The organism is Mesorhizobium sp. M0923, assembly GCF_040319365.1.
Lineage (GTDB): Bacteria > Pseudomonadota > Alphaproteobacteria > Rhizobiales > Rhizobiaceae > Mesorhizobium.
On record NZ_JAMYNW010000007.1, the window covers coordinates 239,777 to 261,410 of the forward strand.

Sequence of the window (21,634 nt, forward strand, 5' to 3'; positions counted from 1 at the left end):
TCAGCTTGGGAAGCTAGCCCTTTCGACCCGATTCCAAGGACTTGCCTGTAAAACAGGCGGAAAGTCGCTTGTATGATATCAACGGGTTACGGCGGGATTGTAAAACCGTCGCGGCATCAGCACCGGTACTTATCAGTCTCGGCGATGAAGCACGTGAACTCGCGCTCGACCTCGAAGGCCGCCTCGTCTCTTGTGGCGGCGGTTCCTCGTCTCTTGTGGCGGCGGTTCCTCGCTGCCCGCGGCGCTGGCGCGCCTCGTCGAGGCCCTTGCGCGTCAGGCGGCGCGCGACGCTTATGAGCGCCGCCAGGAGAACACCCATGAAACGAGCGGCACTCTATGCCCGCTATTCAAGCGACCTGCAGACCGACAGGTCGATTGAGGACCAGGTAGCGCTCTGCTCGGACTATGCCGCCAAGCAGCAGCTGACCGTCGCCACCGTCTTTCACGACCGCGCCCGCTCCGGCGCCTCGATCATGGGCCGCGACGGCGTGCTGTCGATGATGGACGCCGCGCGCGACGGCCTGTTCGACGTCCCCATCGTCGAGGCGCTTGACCGCCTGTCGCGCGACCAGGAAGACCTCGCCGGCATCTACAAGCGGCTCACCCATCTCGGCATCGAAATCCGCGCCGTGCATGACGGCCGGGCAGACATCGTGCAGATCGGCATCCGCGGCCTGGTCGGCGCGCTATATCTACAGGATCTTGCGCAGAAGGTGCGGCGCGGCATGGCCGGCGTGGTGCGCGACGGCCGCAGCGCCGGCGGCAAGGCCTATGGCTATGCGCCGGTGCCGGGAAAGCTTGGCGAACTGTCGATCTTGCCGGAAGAAGCGGCGATCGTGCTGCGCATCTTCGAGGAGTATGCGGCCGGCCGAACGCCGCGCGACATCGCCGGCGGGTTGAACGATGACAACATTGCCCCGCCGCGCGGTCGCTACTGGTCGGGTGGGACTATCAACGGCAACCCAAAGCGAGGCTACGGCATTCTGCAGAATGCCATCTATGACAGCCGCATCGTCTGGAACCGTGTCCACATGGTCAAGGATCCGGATAGCGGCCGGCGCCAGTCGCGCGTCAATCCGAAGTCCGAGTGGCAGGAGCATGCCGCCGAGCATCTGCGCATCGTGCCGGCCGAGCTGTTCGCCGCGGTCAACAACCGCAAGCCGCGCAATCGTTGCGAGACGCCGCAGCGCAAGAACACGCGGCTGCTTTCAGGTCTGCTTCGCTGTGGCGCCTGCGGCTCGGGCATGTCGGTGAAGGACAAGATGGGACGGCTGACCCGCATCGTCTGCACGCGCGCCAAGGAATCGCGCTCGTGCACCAACACGCGGCCCTATGCCGTCGATCATATCGAGGCGACGGTGCTGGACGGTTTGCGCGCCAGGCTGAACGACAAGGCGCTGATCGACCACTATGTCGCCGCCTACAATGATGAGCATCAAAAGCTCTATTCGGGGCAGGGCGCCTCGCGCGAAAAGGCAGCGCAACGGCTTGACGCTGCCAAGCGCGAATATGACCGGGTGCTGAACGCCTACGTCAAAGGTATGATCTCCGAAGCCGAGGCCGAGCAGCGCCTGCCCGAGCTGCGCGCTGAGCGCCAGCGCCTCGAGGGCGAGCTCGCGGTGACGCCGCAGCCGCCCAAGGTCGTTACGCTGAAGCCGGCGCTGGTCACCCGCTATATCAGAGATCTCGAAGCGCTCGCCGCGGCGATCGGCGACAACGGATTCGTCTCTGAAGAGGCCAAGAAGATCGTCCGCGACGTCGTGACCACAGTGACGGTCTACCCGCCAAAGGCGGGTGAGCAGCCGTCGATCCTGATCGATGGATATCTGTCCAACATGGTCGACCAGGGCCTGAGCCACCGCGTCTCCGTTCGGGGGGGAGCGATGGTAGCGGGAGAGGGACTTGAACCCCCGACCCCAGGATTATGATTCCCGTGCTCTAACCAACTGAGCTACCCCGCCAGGGCGGCGAAGGCCCGAAATCCGGCTTAAATCGGCAGGCATATCGGCGCGTTCGCCAAGGTCGCGCGGATATAAGGTTGCGAGGCCAAGCCTGTCAAGCATCGAAGTGGCTGCCGCGCCGGCATATTGCTGGCGCCTAAAGCTTTGCCGGGCAGACATTTGGGCGCACAGGCCGGGGTTGAGTTCGGCGAGGCACGTCGCTATGTCTCGCCCACGAAAGCCATGGTCAGAAATTGATGAAACCGCGCATTGCAGTCCTGGGTTGCGGATACTGGGGAAGCAACCACATCCGCACCCTCAAGGCGCTCGGCGCGCTGCACGCGGTTTCGGACGTCAACCCTGCGCGTGCGGAAGGTTTTGCCAGCGAGCAGGATTGCCTGGCGATCGAGCCGGAGGCGCTGTTTGCCCGCGACGATGTCGACGCCATTGTCATGGCGCTGCCGCCGCAGTTCCATGCCGACATGGCGGTGCGCGCCGTGCTCGGCGGCAAGGACGTGCTGGTGGAGAAGCCGATCGCGCTGACGGTGCCCGACGCCGAGCGCTCGGTGCAGGCTGCCGCCGACAATGGCCGTGTCTTCATGGTCGGCCATGTGCTGCGCTTCCATCCCGCATTCGAGACGCTGAAGGCGCTGATCGACAATGGCGAGCTCGGCGAGGTCCGCTACATCCATTCGCACCGGCTCGGCCTCGGCAAGTTCCACACCGAAAACGATGCGTTGTGGGATCTGGCGCCGCACGATCTGTCGATGATCCTGGCCATCACCGGCACCGAGCCGGTCGAGGTGCGCGGCGAAGGCGCTGCCCTTCTCGACAATCTCAGCGACTTTGCGCATCTGCACATGCGCTTTCCCAACGGCCTGCGCGGCCATCTGTTCGCCTCGCGGCTCAACCCTTACCGCGAACGGCGGCTGACCGTGGTCGGCACCAAGGCGATGGCGGTGTTCGACGATGTCGAGCCGTGGGAGCGCAAGCTTGCCGTCTACCGCCACGCGGTGTGGCAGGACAGCGGCCAATGGGCGTTCACCGCCAACGAGCCGTCCTATGTGGCGGTCGGCGAGGGCATGCCGCTGACGCGCGAGCTGGAGCATTTCATCCACTGCATCGAGACGCGGGCCGAACCGCGCACCAGCGGCGAGGAAGCCATCCGAGTGCTGCGCATCCTGACCGCCGGCACCGTCGCCCACACCAGGCCCTAAGCGAAAAACGCCGTCTATTCGGCGGGAACCCGCGCCGGCTGGACGGCAAGCCGCGTCAGCATCGCCTCGGCTTCGGCGCCGCGCTCGGAGCGCTCGATGAAGCCGCCGCCGAACACGCGCGCCTCGTTGCCGTCGTCGGAATAGAGCACGCAGGCCTGACCGGGCGCGATGCCGGACTCGCCGTCGACCAGCTCCACCGAAGTGACGCCCGCGCGGTGATGCAGCACGGCCGGGCGCGGCGGCCGCGTCGAGCGCACCTTGGCGAAAAGCTCGAGCCCGGCCGCCAGGATCTCGGTCAGCGGGCCATCGCCCAGCCAGTTCATGTTGCGCAAGAAGATCTTGTGGGTTTCCAGCGCCTCGCGCGGGCCGACGACGACGCGGGCCCGGTCGGCGTCGAGATGGACGACGTAGAGCGGCTCGCCGGAGGCGATGCCGATGCCGCGGCGCTGACCGACGGTGTAGCGCAAAATGCCTTCGTGGCGGCCAAGCACGCGCCCGTCTATATGGACGATGTCGCCCGGATTGGCGGCAGCCGGCTTCAGCTTGGCGATGATGTCGGAATATTTGCCCTGCGGCACGAAACAGATGTCCTGGCTGTCCTGCTTGGCGGCGACCGTCAGTCCCATCTCCTCGGCGATGGCGCGAACCTCAGGCTTCGACAGGCCGCCGAGCGGAAAACGCAGATAGTCGATCTGCGCCTGGGTGGTGGCGAACAGGAAGTAGCTCTGGTCGCGGTCGGCGTCGACCGGCCGGTAAAGCGCGCGGTGGGCGCCATTGGCGCCGGAACGGATGTAGTGACCGGTGGCCAGCGCGTCGGCGCCGAGTTCCTTGGCGGTCGCGAGAAGATCGGCGAATTTCACCGTCTGATTGCAGGAGACGCAAGGGATCGGCGTTTCGCCGGCGACATAGCTCTCGGCGAACGGGTCAATCACCGCCTTGCGGAAGCGCTCCTCGTAATCGAGCACGTAATGCGGGATGGCGAGCGTCTCGGAGACGCGGCGGGCATCGTCGATGTCCTGGCCGGCGCAGCATGAGCCGGCCCGGTGCGTTGCCGCGCCGTGGTCGTAAAGCTGCAGCGTGACGCCGACGACGTCGTAGCCCTCGTGCTTTAAGAGACCGGCAACAACCGACGAATCGACACCGCCCGACATGGCGACGACGACACGGGTGTTTTCGGGGCGTCCGGGAAGATCGAGGCTGTTCATGGTTCTTTCGTTCTGCGCGGCGCTTCAATGCCAATGGCCGGAATATAGGTCAAGCGTCCCGGCCGCGCCAGCTTTGCAGGCCGGCTCATTTTTCCAGCCGGGTTCAATGCGCGTGCCGGCAGATATCTCAAATGCCGATGAAAAGACTAACGCGGCGTTCATGATCCTTACCTATCCATTAGGGTCTGCTTAGCCAAATTTTAAAGCTGTGGCGGTAATGTGGTGGGGATTGGGTCTTTGAGTTTTTTGTAGAGAGTACGATGACCGATCTAATTAGACCGCGAGTCAAATACGTTATCGGGCCTGACGGCAGCCCACTTACCATCGCCGATCTGCCGCCGACGAACACACGTCGCTGGGTTATCCGGCGCAAGGCGGAAGTGGTGGCGGCGGTGCGTGGCGGGCTTTTGAGCCTGGAAGAGGCGTGCCAGCGCTACAAGCTCACCACCGAGGAATTCCTGTCCTGGCAGGCGTCGATCGACGAATACGGCCTTGCCGGGCTGCGCACCACGCGCATCCAGCAATACCGGCATTAGTCCGATAAGGGCGCTGATCCGCGCCCTTAAAGTTTGCCGGAGCGACGATCTGGGATTTCAGACCGTCAGCACCACCTTGCCGATCGGCCTGGTGGCGAGAAAGGCATGGGCGGCACCGGCCTGTTCGAGCGGAAACGCCTTTGCCACGTGGACGGCCAGCTTTTTCGCGTCGATCAATTTGCCGAGTTCCACCAGAGCGGCACGGTCGGGCACCACGGACATGCGCTCGACGCGGATGCCTTGCGTCCTGGCCTTTGCCTTGGTGGCATCGCTGACATCGAGCAGCGACACCAGAACACCGCCGGCCTTGAGCACTTTTAGCGATTGCTCCGCATGCTCGCCGCCGAACGGCTCCAGAACGAGATCGATGTCGCGAGCCTTTCCGGTGAAATCATCCTCTGTGTAGTCGATCACCTCGTCGGCGCCGAGCGAGCGGACGAAATCGAGCTTTTCCGGGCTGGCGGTCGCGACGACGTAAGCACCGCGCGCCTTGGCGATCTGCACCGCCAGATGGCCGACGCCGCCGGCTCCGGCGTGGATCAGCACGCGCTGGCCAGGATTGAGCCGGCCATGGCGGACAAGGCCTTGCCAGGCCGTCAGGCCGGCCAGCGGCAGCGCGGCGGCTTGGGCGTGGTCTATGCCTTCAGGTTTCGGCGCAAGCTCATCAGCCGGGACAGTGGCGAGTTCGGCGTAAGCTGCCGCCTGTTTGGGAAAGCGCGACATGCCAAAGACGGCATCGCCGACCTTAAGGCCGGACAGGCCGGAGCCCAGCGCCTCGACAGTTCCCGAAACGTCCCAACCAAGGATGAAGGGCGGCTCGCCAAGCAGCGGATAGTGGCCGCCGCGCACTGCGCCGTCGACCGGATTGATGCCGGCCGCCTCGATGCGGACCAGCACTTCGCCGGCCTCGGGTGATGGCGCGGGACGATCGGCAATGACGAGGACGTTGGGTGCGCCGAAGGAATTCTGGATAATGGCACGCATGGGAGGCTCTCTCCTGCTGGTTTGATATGCCACTATCATTTGGATAGTAATATTCTCTTGTCTAGTATGTACCTTTTTGATATATACGCACCTCATGGATAGCGAAGATTGTTTCCCTTCCGGTTATGACGCGTTCCGACGGACGTGCCCCTCGCACGCGGTGCTTGAGACGCTCGCCAGCAAATGGGTCCACCTGGTGATTTGTGCGTTGCGCCGGGGCCGGCTCCGCAACGGCGAATTGGCGCGCAAGCTCGAAGGCATCACCCCGAAAATGCTGACGCAGACGCTGCGTATCCTGGAACGCGACGGCCTGGTGCGGCGCGAGGTGTTCCCGGTCATTCCCCCGCGGGTCGAATACGAGCTGACCGAACTTGGCCAGAACCTGGCAGGACTGCTCAATCAGATCAGGGCCTGGTCGGAGCAGCATGTGCCCGACATCAAGGACGCCCGCGCGCGGGCGGCCGAACAGCAAGAAGATCTGGATGCCTGAGGCCGGCACCGTTCGGTGCACAGCAATAGCGCTCAAGCGCGACGCGCGTTAAAGCCTTGTTTTCAGCCGATCATGGCGCTGCGGCCGCCGGCTTCCGTGTCGCGCGCCTTGGTGTCGCGCGATTCGAGCATCTCGGCCTTGGAAAGCTCCGCTTCGGCTTCGCTCAGCAATGATTCGGCGACATTTCGCTGCTGGGCGAGGTCGCTTTGCGAATTTCTGAGGTTGTCGCGGCGCAGGCGTGCCGCCTTGGCGAAGGTCGGATAGGCAAAATGATTGATGTCGGTGATGCCGGCCTTCTTCTCTTCGGCCGCGATCTGAAGTTCCAGCTCGACGGCCATGCGCTCGAACTCGGCGATCATCATGTCGAGCTGCAGCAGCTGCCGCCGCTTCTCGCTCACCTGAAATTGCTTCAGCCGAACGAGGTTTTCACGTGACTTCATGATTCGGTACTCCCGGAAACGCACACCTGCACATATCGTCCAATTCACCCGGCAAGGCCCAGGCTTCACCCGTTTCCACCGGCTTTCCCGGAACTATGGGAAACAAACTCCTAAAGTTTTTTGCCGGCGGTAACCATTCGTTTACGGGCATTGTTAATCATACGGCTCAGGACTTAAGGGCGGGTAAAAATTCTGCTACTCGTCGCGAAACCCGGCCAACGAGTCCGAAGAGTCACTTAGTCTGGCTTATTAATGTGCTGCATTAACGGTTTGGGTCTGTGATTCATTATTGGATTCAACAAGGTGTAGAAAGGGGTTAAAAAATCTGATACCGTCATGGACGGGGAATTAGGTTTTATTAACCATTCGATGGCAGCCTCTGCTCAGGCAATCACTGCTCCGGTCCTGGACGGGTCGTGAAATGGTCCGGCGGCAGAAAAGGGGAATGAAATGCGCGTTCTGCTGATAGAAGACGACAGTGCAACCGCACAAAGCATCGAGCTGATGCTGAAATCGGAAAGTTTCAATGTCTATACGACCGACCTTGGTGAAGAGGGTGTCGATCTAGGCAAGCTTTACGATTACGACATCATTCTCCTCGATCTCAATCTCCCCGACATGTCGGGTTATGAAGTTTTGAGGACACTTCGCCTGTCCAAGGTGAAGACGCCGATCCTCATCCTCTCCGGCATGGCCGGTATCGAGGACAAGGTGCGCGGCCTTGGCTTCGGCGCCGACGATTACATGACCAAGCCCTTCCACAAGGACGAACTGGTCGCCCGCATCCATGCCATCGTGCGGCGTTCCAAGGGCCATGCCCAGTCGGTCATCACCACCGGCGACCTGGTGGTCAATCTCGATGCCAAGACCGTTGAAGTCGGTGGCCAGCGCGTGCATCTGACCGGCAAGGAATATCAGATGCTGGAGCTGCTCTCGCTGCGCAAGGGTACCACGCTGACCAAGGAAATGTTCCTCAATCATCTCTATGGCGGCATGGACGAACCGGAGCTGAAGATCATCGACGTCTTCATCTGCAAGCTGCGCAAGAAGCTCGACGCCGCATCGGGCGGGCAGAATTACATCGAGACCGTCTGGGGCCGCGGCTATGTGCTGCGTGAGCCGGAAGATATCCGCGTCAGCGCCTGATCCCGAAAAGTGGATGCCGGTTTTCGGAAAAGAACACAGTAAAACAATAGGATAGAGCCTCATCCCGATTTCATCGGAATGGAACGACCCCTGATCAGGCGGCAATCTTCAAGGCGCGGAAGCACTCGAGCAATTGCGGCCGGTTGAACGGCTTCAGCAGGTAACCCTGGGCGCCGGCGCGTTTTGCCCGCATGATCGCCCCGACGTCGACCTCGACCAGCGAAATCAGAACTTGCGGCAATACCGGGCTTTCCATGGAGCGCACGCGGCGGATGAGGTCCTGCGCCTGCATGTCCGGCAAGGCGCCGTCGACGACGATGATGTCCGGCATGTCGGCAGTGCACATCTCGATCGCCTCATGGCCGCTGGCGGCTTCGATCACCATCATGCCGGAGCCGCCCAGGATACGCTTTGCAACCTTCCTGATGACGCTCGAATTGTCGACGAACATGCAGCGTTTCATTCCCGGACCCTCTTTGCCATGCGGCGAACCGGCAGCGTCGTGGCATCTGCCGGGGAACATAGGCCGATCTGGTAAAGAAGCCGAAAAGCCGTTAGGTAAAATTTTCCTGAAGGTGTTGTAAGCGAAATCTTCTTTCGCAATGCTTCATCCAATCAATCTGCAAGCCCGTCTGACAGATGTTAGGACGGCGCCGCAAATATGACCTGGAGAAATACTTCGCGCTCTTTTGGAGAACTTCAGGCTACGGAAAGGACGATCTCGTCGGCGGTCGCATGGATCGATATCGTCATGTTGGCTTCGCGGGCCAAAAGCAGCGTGTAATAGGGTTGCACCGAATGCGCGTCGATCGGCTCTTCCGGTCTGTGGCCGGAATGCAATTCCAGGAATTTGGGCGGCACGCGCAGCATCGGGCCGCTCGCCGCGAGCGCAAAGCGCGGCTCGGTCTCGAGGTTCTCCAGCGTGACCACCAGCCTGCCGCCGCGCGGAATGGCGGCGTTGGCGACGAGGATGAGGTTGAGCAGCAGCTTGACCTTGTTCTTGGGCAATAGGGCGCGGGTTCCGTTCCAGACCAGTTCCGGCTTCTCGTTCTTCAGGAAGGCGATGGCCACGGCCTCGGCGTCCCCGGTGTCGATCAGCATGCCGGCCGAACCGGCGGCGCCGAAGGCGATGCGGGCGAATTGCAGGCGGGCGGAGGCGTTTTTGGCGCTTTGGCGGATCAGCTTCATGGCGTCTTCGTCGGCGCCGCCTTCGTCGAGCAGCTCAAGCCCGTTGTTTATGGCGCCGACCGGCGAAATGATGTCGTGGCAGACCCGGCTGCACAGCAGCGCTGCCAGGTCGGGTGCGGAAAGGGTGAAAAGCTCGGCCATCGGCAAAAATCCCTGCAAATTTCACAACAAAATGACCGGGCGATCATGATCACGCCTGTCCACACGAATCACCCTCTCTCCCAAGCATTGTGAATACACAGCGCTTGTGCGTGCAGCAACAAATCCAAAATTATCATTGTCGAAAATGGTGTGTTCACGCAGCCTGGGTGCTGCGCGGGCATGCGAAAACAGCCTTCGAACCGCCATGTTCATGTGAGAGTTTAATGGTTGAAAAAGGATTACGGCATAGTTTGCCCCTAACAGTCATCCTTAACGGCCGCCAAAGAGCCGTACGGGTGCGAGGCGTCGGCGAAAGTGCTCCCTGACGGAGATTGGAAGCATGGTTTCCCGATTCTACGACCGGACTTTTTTCCGTGTCATCTCAATGACGATCGCGCTCATCGGCCTTGTCGCCTTTTCGACATCGGCCGCGCGGGCGCAAGAGTACACCGCCCAGGAGATCGTTGATTCCGGTCATAAATTCTTCGGCGCGACATCGGGTGGGCTGGCCACGGTCGTCGAGAAGATTTTCGCCACCTATGGCCTGCCGAACGGCTATCTGCTCGGCGAAGAGGGGTCCGGGGCGCTGATCGGTGGCCTGACCTATGGCGAAGGCACGCTCTACACCAAGAATGCCGGCGATCACAAAGTGTTCTGGCAAGGCCCGTCGCTCGGCTGGGATTTCGGCGGCGAGGGCTCGCGCGTGATGATGCTGGTCTACAATCTCGACGATGTGAGCAGCCTCTATAACCGCTTTGGCGGCGTCGCCGGCTCTGCCTATGTCATCGCCGGCGTCGGTTTCAACGTGCTGAAGAACAACAATGTGCTGCTCGTGCCGATCCGTACCGGCGTCGGCGCCCGTCTTGGCGTCAATCTCGGCTACCTCAAGCTCACCCAACGCGCGACCTGGAATCCGTTCTGACCTGCACGATGGCGCCACTGCGGTTGGCCCTGTGATCCCACGGTCTGAGCTTTGCCGCGGCAGACCCTTGCCGCGGCGCCGGATTTCCGTCATGCGAAGATGGCAAAGTCGAACTTTGACCATTGCCTGCCGCCCATAACGGCCGGCCATGCATAACGGATAGTCATCTTGGTCCAGTCGATCCTGTTCTTTGTCCTCGGCTTTCTCTGCGCGGGCTTTCTGGCGCTGATGATTGCCCCGGCCGTCTGGCGGCGGGCGGTGGCGCTGACGCGCAGGCGCGTCGAGGGTTCGATGCCGCTGACGCTGGCCGAGATCCAGGCGGACAAGGATCGCGTCCGCGCCGAGTTCGCCGTTTCGGCGCGCCGGCTCGAAATGACCATCAAGTCATTGCGCGAGAAAGCCGCCGAACAGCTGGTCGAGATCGGCCGCGACCGCGAAGCCCTGAAGGAATTGGCGGCCGAGCGGCAGGACAAGAACCGGGTCGTCGCCGACCTCACAACCAGGAGCGAGGAGCTTCGCAAGCGCGATGAGCAGCTGCAGCAGCTGTCGGAGAGGCTTGCGGAGACCGAGCGCGCGCTCGAAAAGCGCGGGCTCGAACTGCGAAAACTGGAGCACATGTATGACGACGCCAGTTTTTCGTCCAGCAGCCGGCAGATCGAGTTGGTGGCGCGCGAATCCGAGCTGCAGAAGCTGGCAAGCGACATTTCGCTGCTGCGCGGCCAGCGCAAGGAGGCGGACAGGCGCAGCCAGGAATTGACAGCCGAAAGCAAGGTTTTGCGGGACGCGCTGAAGGCCGAGAAGAAAAGAACCGGCGACTTGGAAAAGAAGGTCGAACGCCTGCTCGCCACGTTGGCCGATCGCGAGGACAGGCTGGAGCGCCGCGAAAAGGAACTGGTGCGCCTTCGCGAAAGGGCGAAAGGCGCTGAAAGCCCGCCTGCGGCGGCCCTTGCCGGCATGCCAGGAAGCCAGGTCAATGCGACCGCCAACGGCGACATCGAAAAGGCAAGCGCCAAGCTCGATGCCGACCGCGAGCGGCTGGAGGCCAGGCTGACATCGCTGGCACGCGAGAACAGGAGGCTGAAGACAGATCTTGCTGCCGTCGAAACATCGAAATCACACGCCGGAGACGATACCGGCAGCGCCAGCGCGGCATTGCGCGAAGAGATGAACGATCTGGCAGCGCAAGTCGTCGCCTTGACGGCCAAGCTCGACGGCCCGGATTCGCCGATCGCCCAGGCGCTTGCAGCGCCTGAGGATGCGCGGCCGGAGAGCGGCGGACGCAGCCTTGCCGATCGCGTGCGGGCGCTGCAGAAGGCCGCATCGACCAACTGAGACGCCGCAAGCGCAAGAGCGAGACGCCCGGCTCTAAAGCGCGTCGTGTTCGACCGGCCTCATGCGACGCGCTTTATGTTCTTGTTTTGATGCATGTCGTTACCGCAAAACCGCTGCACACTTTTGCGCGACATGCATCAGGCCCCGGAAAAATGATGAAGTGCGATGGCTGACGCCGCTGCGACATTCAGGCTGTCGAAATCCTGCGCCATACCGATCCGCAGCGTCTGCAGGCGAGCAAGCAGGCTTTCCGGCAGGCCTTCGCCCTCGGTGCCGAGATAGAGAGCCAGCCGCTCGTTTCTCTTGGCATCGCGAATGTCGATTTGCCCGCGCGGCGACAACGCGAATTGGCTGAAGCCTTGCTGGTCGAGTATGGCGATGCAGCCGGCGGCGTCGGCAAAGGAGGCGAAGGGGACTTTCAAGGCGGCGCCCACCGAGACGCGGATTGCCTTGCGGTACAGCGGATCGCAGCAGGTCGGATCGAGAAGCACGGCATCCGCGCCAAAGGCGGCGGCATTGCGGAAGATCGAGCCCATATTGTCATGATTGGCGATGCCGACCAGCACAACGATCAGCGCGCGGGCGGGCAGTGCGCCGAGCAAAGCTTCAGCGGAGATGGCCGCGCCCTTGCGGCCGATTGCCAATATGCCGCGATGCATGTGGAATCCGGCGATCCTGTCCATGATTTCGCCGGATGCGACATAGATCGGGAGCCCGGCAGGCGCCTTGCGCAGGACGTCATCGAGGCCGGCCAGCCGGTTTTCGAGTACCAGCACCGATTCTGGCTCGAAGCGCCGGGCGGCAAGCAGCGTGTCGAGCACCACCTTGCCTTCGGCGACGAAACGGCCTTGCCGGCCGGCAAGATCTCGCTCCCGGATGTCGAGATAGGCAGCGACGCGGGGATCCTGCGGGTCGTCTATGCGGATCGGATTCATGGCTTCCTCGGCCGACCATGGCATCGGCCGCGAATCGGGATTCGGTTTCGGAAGGCATGATGCCGGATCCGAAGCTCGGACCGTATCTCAGCGTCCAAATGGATGCACGCCGTTCGAACGGTCAAGCTCAATCACTGGACGCCGGGCCGAGCCCCCCCGACGACGAGAAATACTTGATTCCCGCGGCACAGCCCTTCGGCCAAGCCGCTTCAATTCAGAATTTCGATCGGGCGAAGGAACCACACAGGGCCATGCCGCGTCATAGAAGCGGGCTCCTGCTGCAGTCCTGGGAGGACATCGATGATCAGGCTCCTCCTCGTCTTCGCCGCCACGCTTGCCCTCGCATGCGGCGTGGCTCGCGCAGCCAAGCTCGATCCAGCCACCGTCAATCAGGCCCAATTCACTATCGGCGAACCGAAGGGTGTCGATCCGATGCTGCTGAAGGCGCAGATCCTTCTGGATCGCGCCCGCTTCTCGCCGGGCCTGATCGACGGTCGTCTTTCCCAGAACTTCGCCAAGGCCGTCGCCGCGTTTCAGGCGGCAAACGGACTTCCGCCCGACGGCAAGCTCGATCCACAGACCTGGAGCAAACTCATCGCAACCTCCGCCAGGCCGGTGCTGGTGACCTATGAGGTGATGCGCAAGGACGTGCGCGGACCTTTCACCAAGCGTATTCCGGCCCGCTTGGAGAGGATGGCCCGCTTGCGGCGGCTCGGTTACCGCAATGCGGTGGAGAAGTTGGCCGAGCGCTTCCATATCAGCGAACAATTGTTGAGAATGCTTAATCCTGGCACCAGTCTCAGGAAACCAGGCAGGACGTTGGTGGTGCCTGATGTCGGCAGGGGCGACCCTGCCGCCGGGGTTGCCGCCGTCGAGATCGACAAGGGCGCTCGCCTGGTGCGTGTGCTCGACCGTGCCGGCAAATGGCTGGCGGTCTACCCCGCCTCGATTGGGAGCGACGAGAAACCGGCGCCAAGCGGCACGGCAGAGGTCAAGCGCGTGGTGCACAACCCTACCTATCACTATGATCCGGACTTCGCTTTCAAGGGGGTCAAGACCAAGCGGCCCTTCACTATCGCTGCCGGGCCGAATAATCCGGTGGGATCGGTCTGGATCGATCTTTCCATCGAAAGCTACGGCATCCACGGCACGCCGGAACCGGGCAAGATCGGCACGACCTTTTCCCATGGCTGCATCCGGTTGACCAATTGGGATGCCGAAGACCTCGCCTCCATGGTGCAGCCTGGCACGAAGGTCGAGTTCAAGGACGAGATTGCGCAGGCCGCCGAAGAGCGCGCTCAGTAGCAGGCGGACTTGGCAGCAAAGCGGACTTGCCGGCCAAACGGACTTGGCGACCAAACGGACTTGGCGGGGCGTTCTCCGCCCCGGCCAATCAGGTCCCGGCGCGACGCAGCCGGTGAGCCATCTGCGACAGTTCACCTTCGCCGAAAATGCCGTCCAGCATGTGCAGCAGTTCGCGTACCGCGCCGGATTTGCAGGAATAATAGATCATTTGCCGGTCGCGACGGGTCTCGACAAGGTCGGAAGCCCTGAGCTTGGCCAGATGCTGCGACAAAGCGGATTGGCTGAGCGACACTTTCTCGGCTATGGCGCCGACCGACATTTCGCCCTCGGCCAGATAGCTCATGATCAACAAACGTTTTTCGTTGCCCATCAGCGTCAGAAACGCGGCCGCGGCTCCGGCGTTGGCGACTAGCTTGTTCGAGACCATAGATCCCCCATGCCTTCCTGCTCATCCGCCGCTATGGGGGCAATAGCGTCGGATTCCATAGACTTTCCCTATAGATGCACGCCAGCGATTCAGCGTCACTCGCAAAGGTAGAACATTTCGCTCAAATCTCAAGGCTTGCTTTCCATGCAAGCCGATTAACTGTGCGGCTGTGATCAATTTGCCGATCGGGCAGCCTTTGCCATGTCGACCAGGACAGGCCTGAGGTCGCGTGCCGCCTGCAGCGGATTGGGAAAAAAGACCCGGCAGACATTGTCGCCGGATACGAGATCCATCCCGTCGGCGTCGAAGCCGGTGACGATCCAGCCGTCGCGCTCGGCCCCGCCGAAATGACTTGCGTAGAGGGCAATCGCATCGAGATGGTCGGCGTTCATGTGGTCGAGTGCCGATTGCTCGCCGGCGGCAAGCTCTTCAACGATTGCTCCCGTCGCGACCAGATCGGCGCGTTCGAGCAGATAGGCCTTGCCGAAGCCGCCGTTCAGGCTGGCGCGCTCCGGTTCGAGCCGGAAGATCGAGAAGTCGCCGAGCCCGGCATAGAGCTTCGCCTTGGGATTGCGGTTGAGGTAGCGCCGCTCGGCGCGGGCGTGTTCGTTCGATCCGCGTTCGAGCCGTACGGCGCGGCAGACGAGCGTCAATCGCGGATGCGCCAGCGGATCGCCCTTGCCGGGTTCGCCGACGAGCAGCGAGCAGCGCGGGTCGGCAAGGATAGCGCCGGTATGGGCGGACAGCATCGACACCAGGATCAATGGCGTGCCGTCGATGTCGGTGGCGACACCGACCCTGCTGGCCAGCGGCGAACCGGTTCCTGGCTCGAGCACTGCCAGCGCGCCGAAACGGGCGCTGCGGATCAGCGTCTTTGCCAGCCTGATCGCCTCGGCGTCGGTCGCGCGGATCACGTCTTTCCTGGGTTCGTCCAAAGCACCACCGTCGCGTTTACTTCGGCGCCATGCGGATGGCGCCATCGAGGCGAATGGTCTCGCCGTTGAGCATCTGGTTCTCGATGATGTGCAAGGCAAGTGCGGCATATTCCGAAGGCTCGCCCAAACGGGAAGGGAAGGGCACTGCCGCACCGAGCGAATCCTGCACCTCCTGCGGCATGCCGGCCATCATCGGCGTCCTGAAGATGCCGGGCGCGATGGTGCAGACGCGAATGCCGGAGCGGGCGAGATCGCGCGCCACCGGCAGCGTCATGCCGACGACGCCGCTTTTGGATGCCGAATAGGCCGCCTGGCCGATCTGGCCGTCATAGGCCGCGACCGATGCGGTGTTGACGATGACGCCGCGCTCGCCGCCCTGCAGCGGCTCGAGCTTCGCGGTCCGGTCGGCAACCAGGCGGATCATGTTGAAGGTGCCGATCAGATTGACCTCGATCACCTTGCGGTATTGGTCGAGCGGATGTGGTCCGTCCTTGCCGATCGTCTTCATGCCGATAACGATGCCGGCGCAATTGACCAGGATGCGCGGCTCGCCGAGCGTCTCAGCCACTTCCGCGACAGCAGCGGCACCGCTCTCGGCGTCGCTCACGTCGCATCGGACGGCGATGCCGCCGATGTCGGCCGCCACCTTGGCCGCCCGCTCGATGCCGAGATCGAGGACGGCAACCCTGGCGCCGCCGGCGGCAAGTGCACGCGCCGTCGCCTCGCCAAGGCCGGAGCCGCCACCGGTGACGATCGCAATCTGGCCGTTCGGGTTCATCTCGACGTCCTCCTCCGTGCCTAGACTATGCTGCCAAGCCACCGTGCGACAGCACCGGCATCGTCACGCCATCGCGGCGATGTGCTCGGCAATCCTCGCCTGGTCGGCGTGGCAAACCTCGCCCACCAGCCTTGCCACCGCGCCCGGCACGATCTCATGCGTCAAAAGCCGGTCGGGGTCGACCGGACGCGGCATCGAGATCTGCCCACGCGGCAGCCTCTTGAAGCCGAGCGGGCCGTAATAGGGTTCGTCGCCGACCAGCATCACGGCCGGCGCGCCGGCCTTGGCGGCGGCTTCCAGCGCGATTGCCACCAGCCGGCGACCGATGCCGAGGTTCTTGAAGGCCGGCTGCACGGCGAGCGGCCCGAGCATCAGCGCGCGGCCGGCGCCGGCGGCGATGCGCGTCATCCGTACCGAGGCGACGACGATTGCGCCGTCGACGGCCACGAAGGACAAAGCCCGTTCATGCGGACCACCTTGGCGGATCCTGTAGGCGGCAAGCACGAAACGGCCCGGCCCGAAGGCTTCGTCATTGATGGCTTCGATTTCAGGATCGTGCGCCGGAGTTTCCGGCAGGTATTTCACGTCGGCAAGGCTCATGGTCTTTGCGTTCCGGTATGCGAGGAAAGGTTTGCTGCAAGCGGCAGCATTCGCCAGTCAGCGCTTCATCAAGCGCGGGCGCTCTTTCGTCGTCGGTCGAACCGGATCACGGCAAAGTCGAACATGCGGATTGTCCGCTAGCACCAATTTTCAGCCGCCGCAATCGGCAGGCGCACTCGACGACACAGCTGTTGACGATCTGTTCAGCGCTGGCGATTTCGGCAGGTCCATTTCATGCCTACATCAGGCAGGAACGCGAAAGGACATTTCATGGGATTGCTAGTCGAAGGCCAATGGCAGGACCGCTGGTACGATACCGGGGAGAGCGGCGGCAAATTCGTGCGGGCGCAGTCGCAGTGGCGCGACTGGGTGACCCGCGACGGCGCGCCGGCCGAAGGGCGAAAACGCGGCTTCAAGGCCGAGCCCGGCCGCTACCACCTCTATGTCTCGCTCGCCTGCCCGTGGGCGCATCGGACGTTGATCTTTCGCGTGCTCAAAAAACTCGAGGACGTGATTTCCGTCGCGGTCGTCCATCATTTCATGGGAACCGACGGCTGGACGTTCCTGGCCGAGGACGGCGCCACCGGCGACACGCTCTACGGCCTCGATTTCCTGCACCAGATCTACACCAGGGCCGATCCCGGCTATTCGGGCCGGGTCACCGTTCCCGTGCTGTGGGACAAACGCGAGCAGACCATCGTTTCCAACGAATCCTCCGAGATTATCCGCATGCTCAATTCCGCCTTCGACGAATGGGGCGATGCCAAGCTCGATTTCTATCCGCAACCGTTGCGCGGCGAGATCGATGCGGTCAATGCGCTGGTCTATCCCGCGGTCAACAACGGCGTTTACCGTGCCGGCTTCGCCACCACGCAGGCAGCCTACGAGGAGGCGTTCGGCGAATTGTTCTCGACGCTCGACATGCTGGAGGACCGTCTGTCAAGGCAGCGCTATCTCGTCGGCGGCCGCATCACCGAGGCGGATTGGCGGCTGTTCACGACACTGGTCCGCTTCGACCCGGTCTATGTCGGCCATTTCAAGTGCAATCTGCGCCGCATCGCCGACTATCCGAACCTGTCGAATTATCTGCGCGACCTCTACCAGGTGCCGGGCGTCGCCGGCACGGTGAATTTGCACCACATCAAGTCGCACTATTACGGCAGCCACGAGACCATCAACCCGACGCGCATCGTGCCGGTCGGGCCTGAGCTCGACTATGGCGCGCTGCACGACCGCAACAGGTTCAGGAAGGCGGCGTGAGACCGGCGCCCTAGCGGAAGGTTTCTGAGTCCATCTTTGCCCTTCTGACGAGATCAGCTTTCAATGTGGTATTTCCAAATCGATTGGAGTAGCCGAGCGACGTTGCCAGGAACGCCACGATGCCGCCGATCATGACGATCTGGACCGACATCTGGAGCGGGATTGCGCGAAACGATCCCGACAGCAGAAGCACGGCCATTCCCAAACCCATTTCTATCAGGCTTGAGAAGCCGACCATTTTCCAGAATTCAGTGCGAGTAAAAAGCCGAGCATGTCGCTTTATAAAAACGAAATATGTCACGAATGCCGCAAAAAGTTGTATTGCGAACTGGATGCCTCTTCCACTTTTTTCCAACCTGGATGGATCTATCCCAAGGACCATTGTCGAAATTAAGGCTGTAGCAAGAATTGTTGTCACAGTAATTACCGTGTAAAGTGAGATATATAGTACGATTCTAAACCTGTCGTTTTGGCTATGTTTCATTTTTCTCTTATCGCCTAATATATATATTTCTCTCGGAGAACAATGGATGTTGCCGGCCTAAACCGAAGCAGCCAAAGCTGTTGGAGAGATGATCTACCAGTAAGGCGATGCCGAATTCCCCTCAAAAACTTCGGCAATCCGCCGCAGCGTCGCCGGTGTCGTGCCTTCCGGCAAGCGGTCGAGCGGAAAGAAGCCGGCTTCGGCGATCTCGCGGTCGGGCAGCTTGGGTGCTGGCTGGTCGAACTCCTCGACCAGATAAAGGCCGACATGATCGCGGCGGCTGGCGCGGCGGTTGAAATGCAGCGATTTCAGCACCGGCGGTCCGGTCAGCGCGATGTTGCCTTCCTCGAAGACTTCGCGCGTCAGCGCCTCGATCATCGTCTCGCCCAACTCGACGCCACCGCCGGGCAGGTGCCAGCCAGGGACATAGGTGTGGCGGATGAGGAAGACGGAATTGGAAGGGCGGTCGTGGATCAAGCCGCGCACGCCGAGCGTCATCGGCCGCCGCAGTACGAAGTACAGGTGAAACAGCCTTGCCCTGAAGCCCGGCCAGCCGGTCTGGCGCAGGGCTTGCTCCGGATCCGGCGTCATCGTCCGCGAAACCGTGAGTGGAAAGCCGCGCGCGCCTCGCCTATGAAGAAAAGATGTTCAGGCTCGCGCATATTTCCGATGTCCACCTGGGGCCGCTTCCCGATGTAACCTATCGCGATCTCGCCTCCAAGCGCGTGGTCGGTTACGTCAATTGGCAGCGTAACCGCCGCCGCCACATGCACGACGCCGTCATCGACACGATCGTCGCCGACATGAAGGCCAGCGGGCCGGACCATCTCGCCATCACCGGCGACCTGGTCAATCTGGCGCTCGACGGAGAGATCGAGATGGCCAAGCACTGGCTGGAGACGCTGGGCTCGCCCAATGACGTGTCGGTCGTGCCGGGAAATCATGATGCCTATGTGCCGGGCGCCTTCGACAAGACCTGCCGGTCCTGGGCAGCATGGATGACCGGCGACGGCGTCAATACGCCGGTCGACCGCAACACCTTTCCCTATCTGCGCGTGCGCGGCGATGCTGCGCTGATCGGCGTCTCCACGGCGCGCGCCACGGCTCCGTTCATGGCCAACGGCTTCTTTCTGGAAGGCCAGGCGGAAAGGCTGCGCGACATGCTCGACGCCACAGGCAAGCGCGGCCTGTTCCGGGTGATCATGATCCACCACCCGCCGGTGCGCGGCGCCGTTTCGCAGAACAAGCGGCTGTTTGGCATCTCGCGCTTCCACAAGGTTCTTCACCGGCACGGCGCCGAGCTTGTGCTGCACGGCCATTCGCATGTGCCGTCGCTCTTCTTCATCGGCGCCCGCAAGGCCAAAATCCCGGTGGTCGGGGTCGCCGCCGCCGGGCAGGCCCCCGGCAGTTCGCATGCGCCGGCGCAATATAATCTGCTCGACATCGACGGTGAAAAGGACAATTGGCGGATCAGGCTGACGCGCCGCGGCCTGACCGGGCCGGCATTGCCGCCCAGCGACCTGCAGACAATGGAGCTTGGCGTCGAAGCCGAGGCGTCGATGGCTGGAGCAATTCCAGGAAAAGTGTGAAACGGTTTCCGTCCGGAATTGGGTCAAAACAAAGAGATAGAGCGGTTCAGCGTTTCCGTGAAACGCTGAACGGCTCTAGAAGCTGATTTTCATTGCGACAATGCGGTCCCAGAACAGCACGAGCGAAATCGCCAGGCCGACCAGGGCGCCGGCGGCGATCAGGCCCAGGCCCGAGAAGAAGGTCGACCAGCCGTTGCTGCGCGCAGGGACATGCAGCGGCGGCTCGGCTTCCACCACTAGGGCGCGTTTCAGGCCGGCGACGGCCTGCTCGATGCCGCCTTCCATCATCCTTTGGCGTTCGACGACGCGCTCGGCGACATAGCGCGTCACCTGATCGGCAACGACCTTCATCTCGGTCGACTCGGCGAGCACGACGCGGCCGATGCGCGTGTCCTTGAGAAAGCGGTAGGTGCGGCGGTCGCGTCCCATGGCGACATGGCTGACGGCGTCGATCCACAGCCTTGGCTGCAGGCCGGACGAGACGGCGAAGTCGAAACTGTCCATGTCGGTGGGTACGTCGCCGAACACCGGGGCGAGTTCGGCGGCAAGCAAATCGAGCCGCATGCGATGCGCTTCGCGCATGTCGACGACGACGTCGTCGCGGTCGGCGAAGGCGTTCTTGACGTCGCGAATGGCATCGGACAGTTTTCGCGACTGATCGATCTGGGTGATGTTCTCGCCTGCATCCTTCATCGGCGTTGCCTCGCGGGTTTGGTTAACACCGAATTAACACAGCCGCCGGCAAAATGCACTTGCGAGATCGATGGGTGGGCAAGGGTTCGCTGGAGCAGCACCAGCGCCGCCGCCGTGCCTGTGCGAAGACCGATCAGCTCGCCGCAGCGGCGAATCCCGGACGAAGCCGCCTGCTGCGGCGTCGCATATTGCGACGGATGGCCTCGGCGATCAGGCCGGGCGCTTCCTCGACCAGCATATGGCCGGCTTCCAGCACGTGGTGCAGATGAAAACGCTTCGGCAGGCCGTCCGCTTGGCTGACAGGCAGCACCGCGTCGTCCGTCCCCCAAACCACCATCACCGGCATGTTCAGCGTTTCAAGCCGCTCGCTCGGGATGACACCTTGCCGATCATCCCTGGTCATTGCAGCTGCGAGCTCGACAAGTGTCCCCAACTGGCCGGGACGCTGGCGCATCTCGTTGAGGAGATCGACCCGGTGCTGCGGGGGGTGGCTTTGCGGTCCCGACATGGCGGCAAGGCAGGCGCGGATTTCGTCAGTGCCGGCAGCGGCGGCGTAGCGGCGCAGCAGCGGGCCATTGATCTCAGGACCAAGACCGCCCGGTGCCAACAGCGTCAGCGAGGCCATTCTTTCGGGCTCGCTCAATGCCATCAGGGCGGCCACGGCGCCGCCCATCGAATGGCCGACGAGATGGGCCCGCTTTATCCCGCGTGCGGAAAGGTCCGCAAGGACGGCACTGGCTGCGATCCTGGCCGGACCGCCGCCCGGAAAATCGAACGACAAGCCATGACCCGGCAGATCATAGGCCAAGGTCCGCGCGCCCGGAGCCAGAGGCGCGACCACATCGCGCCAGTCGTCGTGGCAGCCACCGAAGCCATGCAGGAAGACAATCGTCGTCGGGCCGGTGCCCCGTTCGGCAGCGTAAAGGGATCGGGTCATGCAAACTTAATGGGTTTGTGCCGGGATCAGTCCGGATGCCGGGGGGATCAGTCTTTGTGCCGCGATTGGTCTTTATGCCGCGATGGGTTTGGGCCGGTTCAATCGTGTCTGAATTGCGCTTTGGCCGTGCGGATGGCCAGTAAAATTTTC

24 protein-coding genes and 1 tRNA gene are annotated in these 21,634 nt (G+C 62.5%); 10 read left to right on the forward strand and 15 right to left on the reverse strand.

The features are described from left to right. Positions 1 to 317: 317 nt before the first annotated feature. Positions 318 to 1,928, forward strand: coding sequence for a recombinase family protein (locus NKH89_RS14885; protein WP_352494796.1), 1,611 nt, complete (start codon positions 318 to 320; stop codon positions 1,926 to 1,928). Here the strand turns inward: NKH89_RS14885 and NKH89_RS14890 are convergent. Next, a tRNA-Met gene (locus tag NKH89_RS14890) sits at positions 1,885 to 1,961 on the reverse strand. The genes NKH89_RS14885 and NKH89_RS14890 overlap by 44 nt on opposite strands. A gap of 236 nt (positions 1,962 to 2,197) precedes the next feature. Between NKH89_RS14890 and NKH89_RS14895 the strand changes: the two genes are divergently transcribed. Then, positions 2,198 to 3,157 carry a Gfo/Idh/MocA family protein gene (locus NKH89_RS14895; RefSeq protein WP_352482033.1) on the forward strand — a complete coding sequence of 320 codons (960 nt, stop codon included), beginning with the start codon at positions 2,198 to 2,200 and terminating at the stop codon, positions 3,155 to 3,157. A gap of 14 nt (positions 3,158 to 3,171) precedes the next feature. On the opposite strand, the gene mnmA is transcribed toward NKH89_RS14895, so the two are convergent. Beyond that, positions 3,172 to 4,362 carry a tRNA 2-thiouridine(34) synthase MnmA gene (mnmA, locus tag NKH89_RS14900; RefSeq protein ID WP_023719279.1) on the reverse strand — a complete coding sequence of 397 codons (1,191 nt, stop codon included), beginning with the start codon at positions 4,360 to 4,362 and terminating at the stop codon, positions 3,172 to 3,174. A gap of 260 nt (positions 4,363 to 4,622) precedes the next feature. Between mnmA and sciP the strand changes: the two genes are divergently transcribed. Further along, on the forward strand, positions 4,623 to 4,898 hold the full coding sequence (sciP, locus tag NKH89_RS14905) for a CtrA inhibitor SciP (RefSeq protein WP_023679563.1): 276 nt from the start codon (positions 4,623 to 4,625) through the stop codon (positions 4,896 to 4,898). 57 nt (positions 4,899 to 4,955) lie between these two features. On the opposite strand, the gene NKH89_RS14910 is transcribed toward sciP, so the two are convergent. Beyond that, positions 4,956 to 5,882, reverse strand: a complete 927-nt coding sequence (locus tag NKH89_RS14910; protein WP_023719277.1) for an NADP-dependent oxidoreductase — start codon at positions 5,880 to 5,882, stop codon at positions 4,956 to 4,958. 94 nt (positions 5,883 to 5,976) lie between these two features. Here NKH89_RS14910 and NKH89_RS14915 point away from each other — a divergent pair, with 94 nt between their 5' ends. After that, positions 5,977 to 6,372, forward strand: coding sequence for a winged helix-turn-helix transcriptional regulator (locus tag NKH89_RS14915; protein ID WP_023719276.1), 396 nt, complete (start codon positions 5,977 to 5,979; stop codon positions 6,370 to 6,372). A gap of 62 nt (positions 6,373 to 6,434) precedes the next feature. On the opposite strand, the gene NKH89_RS14920 is transcribed toward NKH89_RS14915, so the two are convergent. Beyond that, positions 6,435 to 6,812 (reverse strand): flagellar export protein FliJ, encoded by a 378-nt coding sequence (locus tag NKH89_RS14920; RefSeq protein ID WP_023719275.1) that lies wholly within the window; start codon positions 6,810 to 6,812, stop codon positions 6,435 to 6,437. 450 nt (positions 6,813 to 7,262) lie between these two features. Here NKH89_RS14920 and ctrA point away from each other — a divergent pair, with 450 nt between their 5' ends. Next, positions 7,263 to 7,958, forward strand: a complete 696-nt coding sequence (gene ctrA, locus NKH89_RS14925; RefSeq protein WP_006203583.1) for a response regulator transcription factor CtrA — start codon at positions 7,263 to 7,265, stop codon at positions 7,956 to 7,958. 94 nt (positions 7,959 to 8,052) lie between these two features. On the opposite strand, the gene NKH89_RS14930 is transcribed toward ctrA, so the two are convergent. Next, positions 8,053 to 8,421: a response regulator gene (locus tag NKH89_RS14930; protein WP_023719274.1), complete on the reverse strand. Its 369-nt coding sequence runs from the start codon at positions 8,419 to 8,421 to the stop codon at positions 8,053 to 8,055. Between the two features lie 236 nt (positions 8,422 to 8,657). Continuing rightward, complete coding sequence (gene chpT, locus NKH89_RS14935) at positions 8,658 to 9,287, reverse strand: histidine phosphotransferase ChpT (RefSeq protein ID WP_023719273.1); 630 nt, start codon at positions 9,285 to 9,287, stop codon at positions 8,658 to 8,660. Between the two features lie 385 nt (positions 9,288 to 9,672). Here chpT and NKH89_RS14940 point away from each other — a divergent pair, with 385 nt between their 5' ends. Both NKH89_RS14940 and NKH89_RS14945 read left to right on the forward strand, forming a co-directional pair. After that, complete coding sequence (locus tag NKH89_RS14940) at positions 9,673 to 10,209, forward strand: DUF1134 domain-containing protein (protein ID WP_245278600.1); 537 nt, start codon at positions 9,673 to 9,675, stop codon at positions 10,207 to 10,209. Between the two features lie 168 nt (positions 10,210 to 10,377). Next, positions 10,378 to 11,541 (forward strand): coiled-coil domain-containing protein, encoded by a 1,164-nt coding sequence (locus NKH89_RS14945; RefSeq protein ID WP_352482035.1) that lies wholly within the window; start codon positions 10,378 to 10,380, stop codon positions 11,539 to 11,541. A 137-nt stretch (positions 11,542 to 11,678) separates the two neighbouring features. Here the strand turns inward: NKH89_RS14945 and NKH89_RS14950 are convergent, their stop codons facing one another. Further along, positions 11,679 to 12,476 (reverse strand): TrmH family RNA methyltransferase, encoded by a 798-nt coding sequence (locus tag NKH89_RS14950; protein ID WP_352909215.1) that lies wholly within the window; start codon positions 12,474 to 12,476, stop codon positions 11,679 to 11,681. 300 nt (positions 12,477 to 12,776) lie between these two features. Here NKH89_RS14950 and NKH89_RS14955 point away from each other — a divergent pair, with 300 nt between their 5' ends. Next, the gene (locus NKH89_RS14955; protein WP_023719269.1) at positions 12,777 to 13,781 is read left to right on the forward strand and encodes a L,D-transpeptidase family protein; all 1,005 of its coding nucleotides are present in this window, start codon (positions 12,777 to 12,779) and stop codon (positions 13,779 to 13,781) included. Between the two features lie 88 nt (positions 13,782 to 13,869). Here NKH89_RS14955 and NKH89_RS14960 read toward each other — a convergent pair whose 3' ends face one another. From NKH89_RS14960 to NKH89_RS14975, 4 genes are all read right to left on the reverse strand, one after another. Then, on the reverse strand, positions 13,870 to 14,208 hold the full coding sequence (locus NKH89_RS14960; protein ID WP_023719268.1) for an ArsR/SmtB family transcription factor: 339 nt from the start codon (positions 14,206 to 14,208) through the stop codon (positions 13,870 to 13,872). Positions 14,209 to 14,381: 173 nt separating this feature from the next. Then, complete coding sequence (locus NKH89_RS14965; RefSeq protein WP_198030492.1) at positions 14,382 to 15,188, reverse strand: HugZ family pyridoxamine 5'-phosphate oxidase; 807 nt, start codon at positions 15,186 to 15,188, stop codon at positions 14,382 to 14,384. Further along, a complete protein-coding gene (locus tag NKH89_RS14970) occupies positions 15,160 to 15,921 on the reverse strand; it encodes a 3-hydroxyacyl-CoA dehydrogenase (RefSeq protein ID WP_352642757.1) in 762 nt (253 codons plus the stop codon). The genes NKH89_RS14965 and NKH89_RS14970 overlap by 29 nt, the downstream gene beginning before the upstream one ends. A gap of 63 nt (positions 15,922 to 15,984) precedes the next feature. Then, on the reverse strand, positions 15,985 to 16,521 hold the full coding sequence (locus NKH89_RS14975; protein ID WP_352909217.1) for a GNAT family N-acetyltransferase: 537 nt from the start codon (positions 16,519 to 16,521) through the stop codon (positions 15,985 to 15,987). A 270-nt stretch (positions 16,522 to 16,791) separates the two neighbouring features. Here NKH89_RS14975 and NKH89_RS14980 point away from each other — a divergent pair, with 270 nt between their 5' ends. Further along, entirely contained in the window at positions 16,792 to 17,781 is a 990-nt protein-coding gene (locus NKH89_RS14980) for a glutathione S-transferase family protein (RefSeq protein WP_352909218.1), read from the forward strand. A 10-nt stretch (positions 17,782 to 17,791) separates the two neighbouring features. On the opposite strand, the gene NKH89_RS14985 is transcribed toward NKH89_RS14980, so the two are convergent. Together NKH89_RS14985 and NKH89_RS14990 are read right to left on the reverse strand one after the other, a co-directional pair. Further along, a complete protein-coding gene (locus NKH89_RS14985; RefSeq protein WP_352591686.1) occupies positions 17,792 to 18,265 on the reverse strand; it encodes an ABZJ_00895 family protein in 474 nt (157 codons plus the stop codon). A gap of 93 nt (positions 18,266 to 18,358) precedes the next feature. Further along, entirely contained in the window at positions 18,359 to 18,856 is a 498-nt protein-coding gene (locus NKH89_RS14990) for an NUDIX domain-containing protein (RefSeq protein ID WP_352642764.1), read from the reverse strand. Positions 18,857 to 18,909: 53 nt separating this feature from the next. On the opposite strand from NKH89_RS14990, the gene NKH89_RS14995 reads away from it, so the two are divergent. Then, complete coding sequence (locus NKH89_RS14995; RefSeq protein ID WP_023719261.1) at positions 18,910 to 19,854, forward strand: metallophosphoesterase family protein; 945 nt, start codon at positions 18,910 to 18,912, stop codon at positions 19,852 to 19,854. Between the two features lie 75 nt (positions 19,855 to 19,929). Here NKH89_RS14995 and NKH89_RS15000 read toward each other — a convergent pair whose 3' ends face one another. Further along, entirely contained in the window at positions 19,930 to 20,547 is a 618-nt protein-coding gene (locus NKH89_RS15000; protein ID WP_352909220.1) for a hypothetical protein, read from the reverse strand. 133 nt (positions 20,548 to 20,680) lie between these two features. Further along, positions 20,681 to 21,484, reverse strand: coding sequence for an alpha/beta fold hydrolase (locus NKH89_RS15005; RefSeq protein WP_352846532.1), 804 nt, complete (start codon positions 21,482 to 21,484; stop codon positions 20,681 to 20,683). Positions 21,485 to 21,634 lie beyond the last annotated feature (150 nt).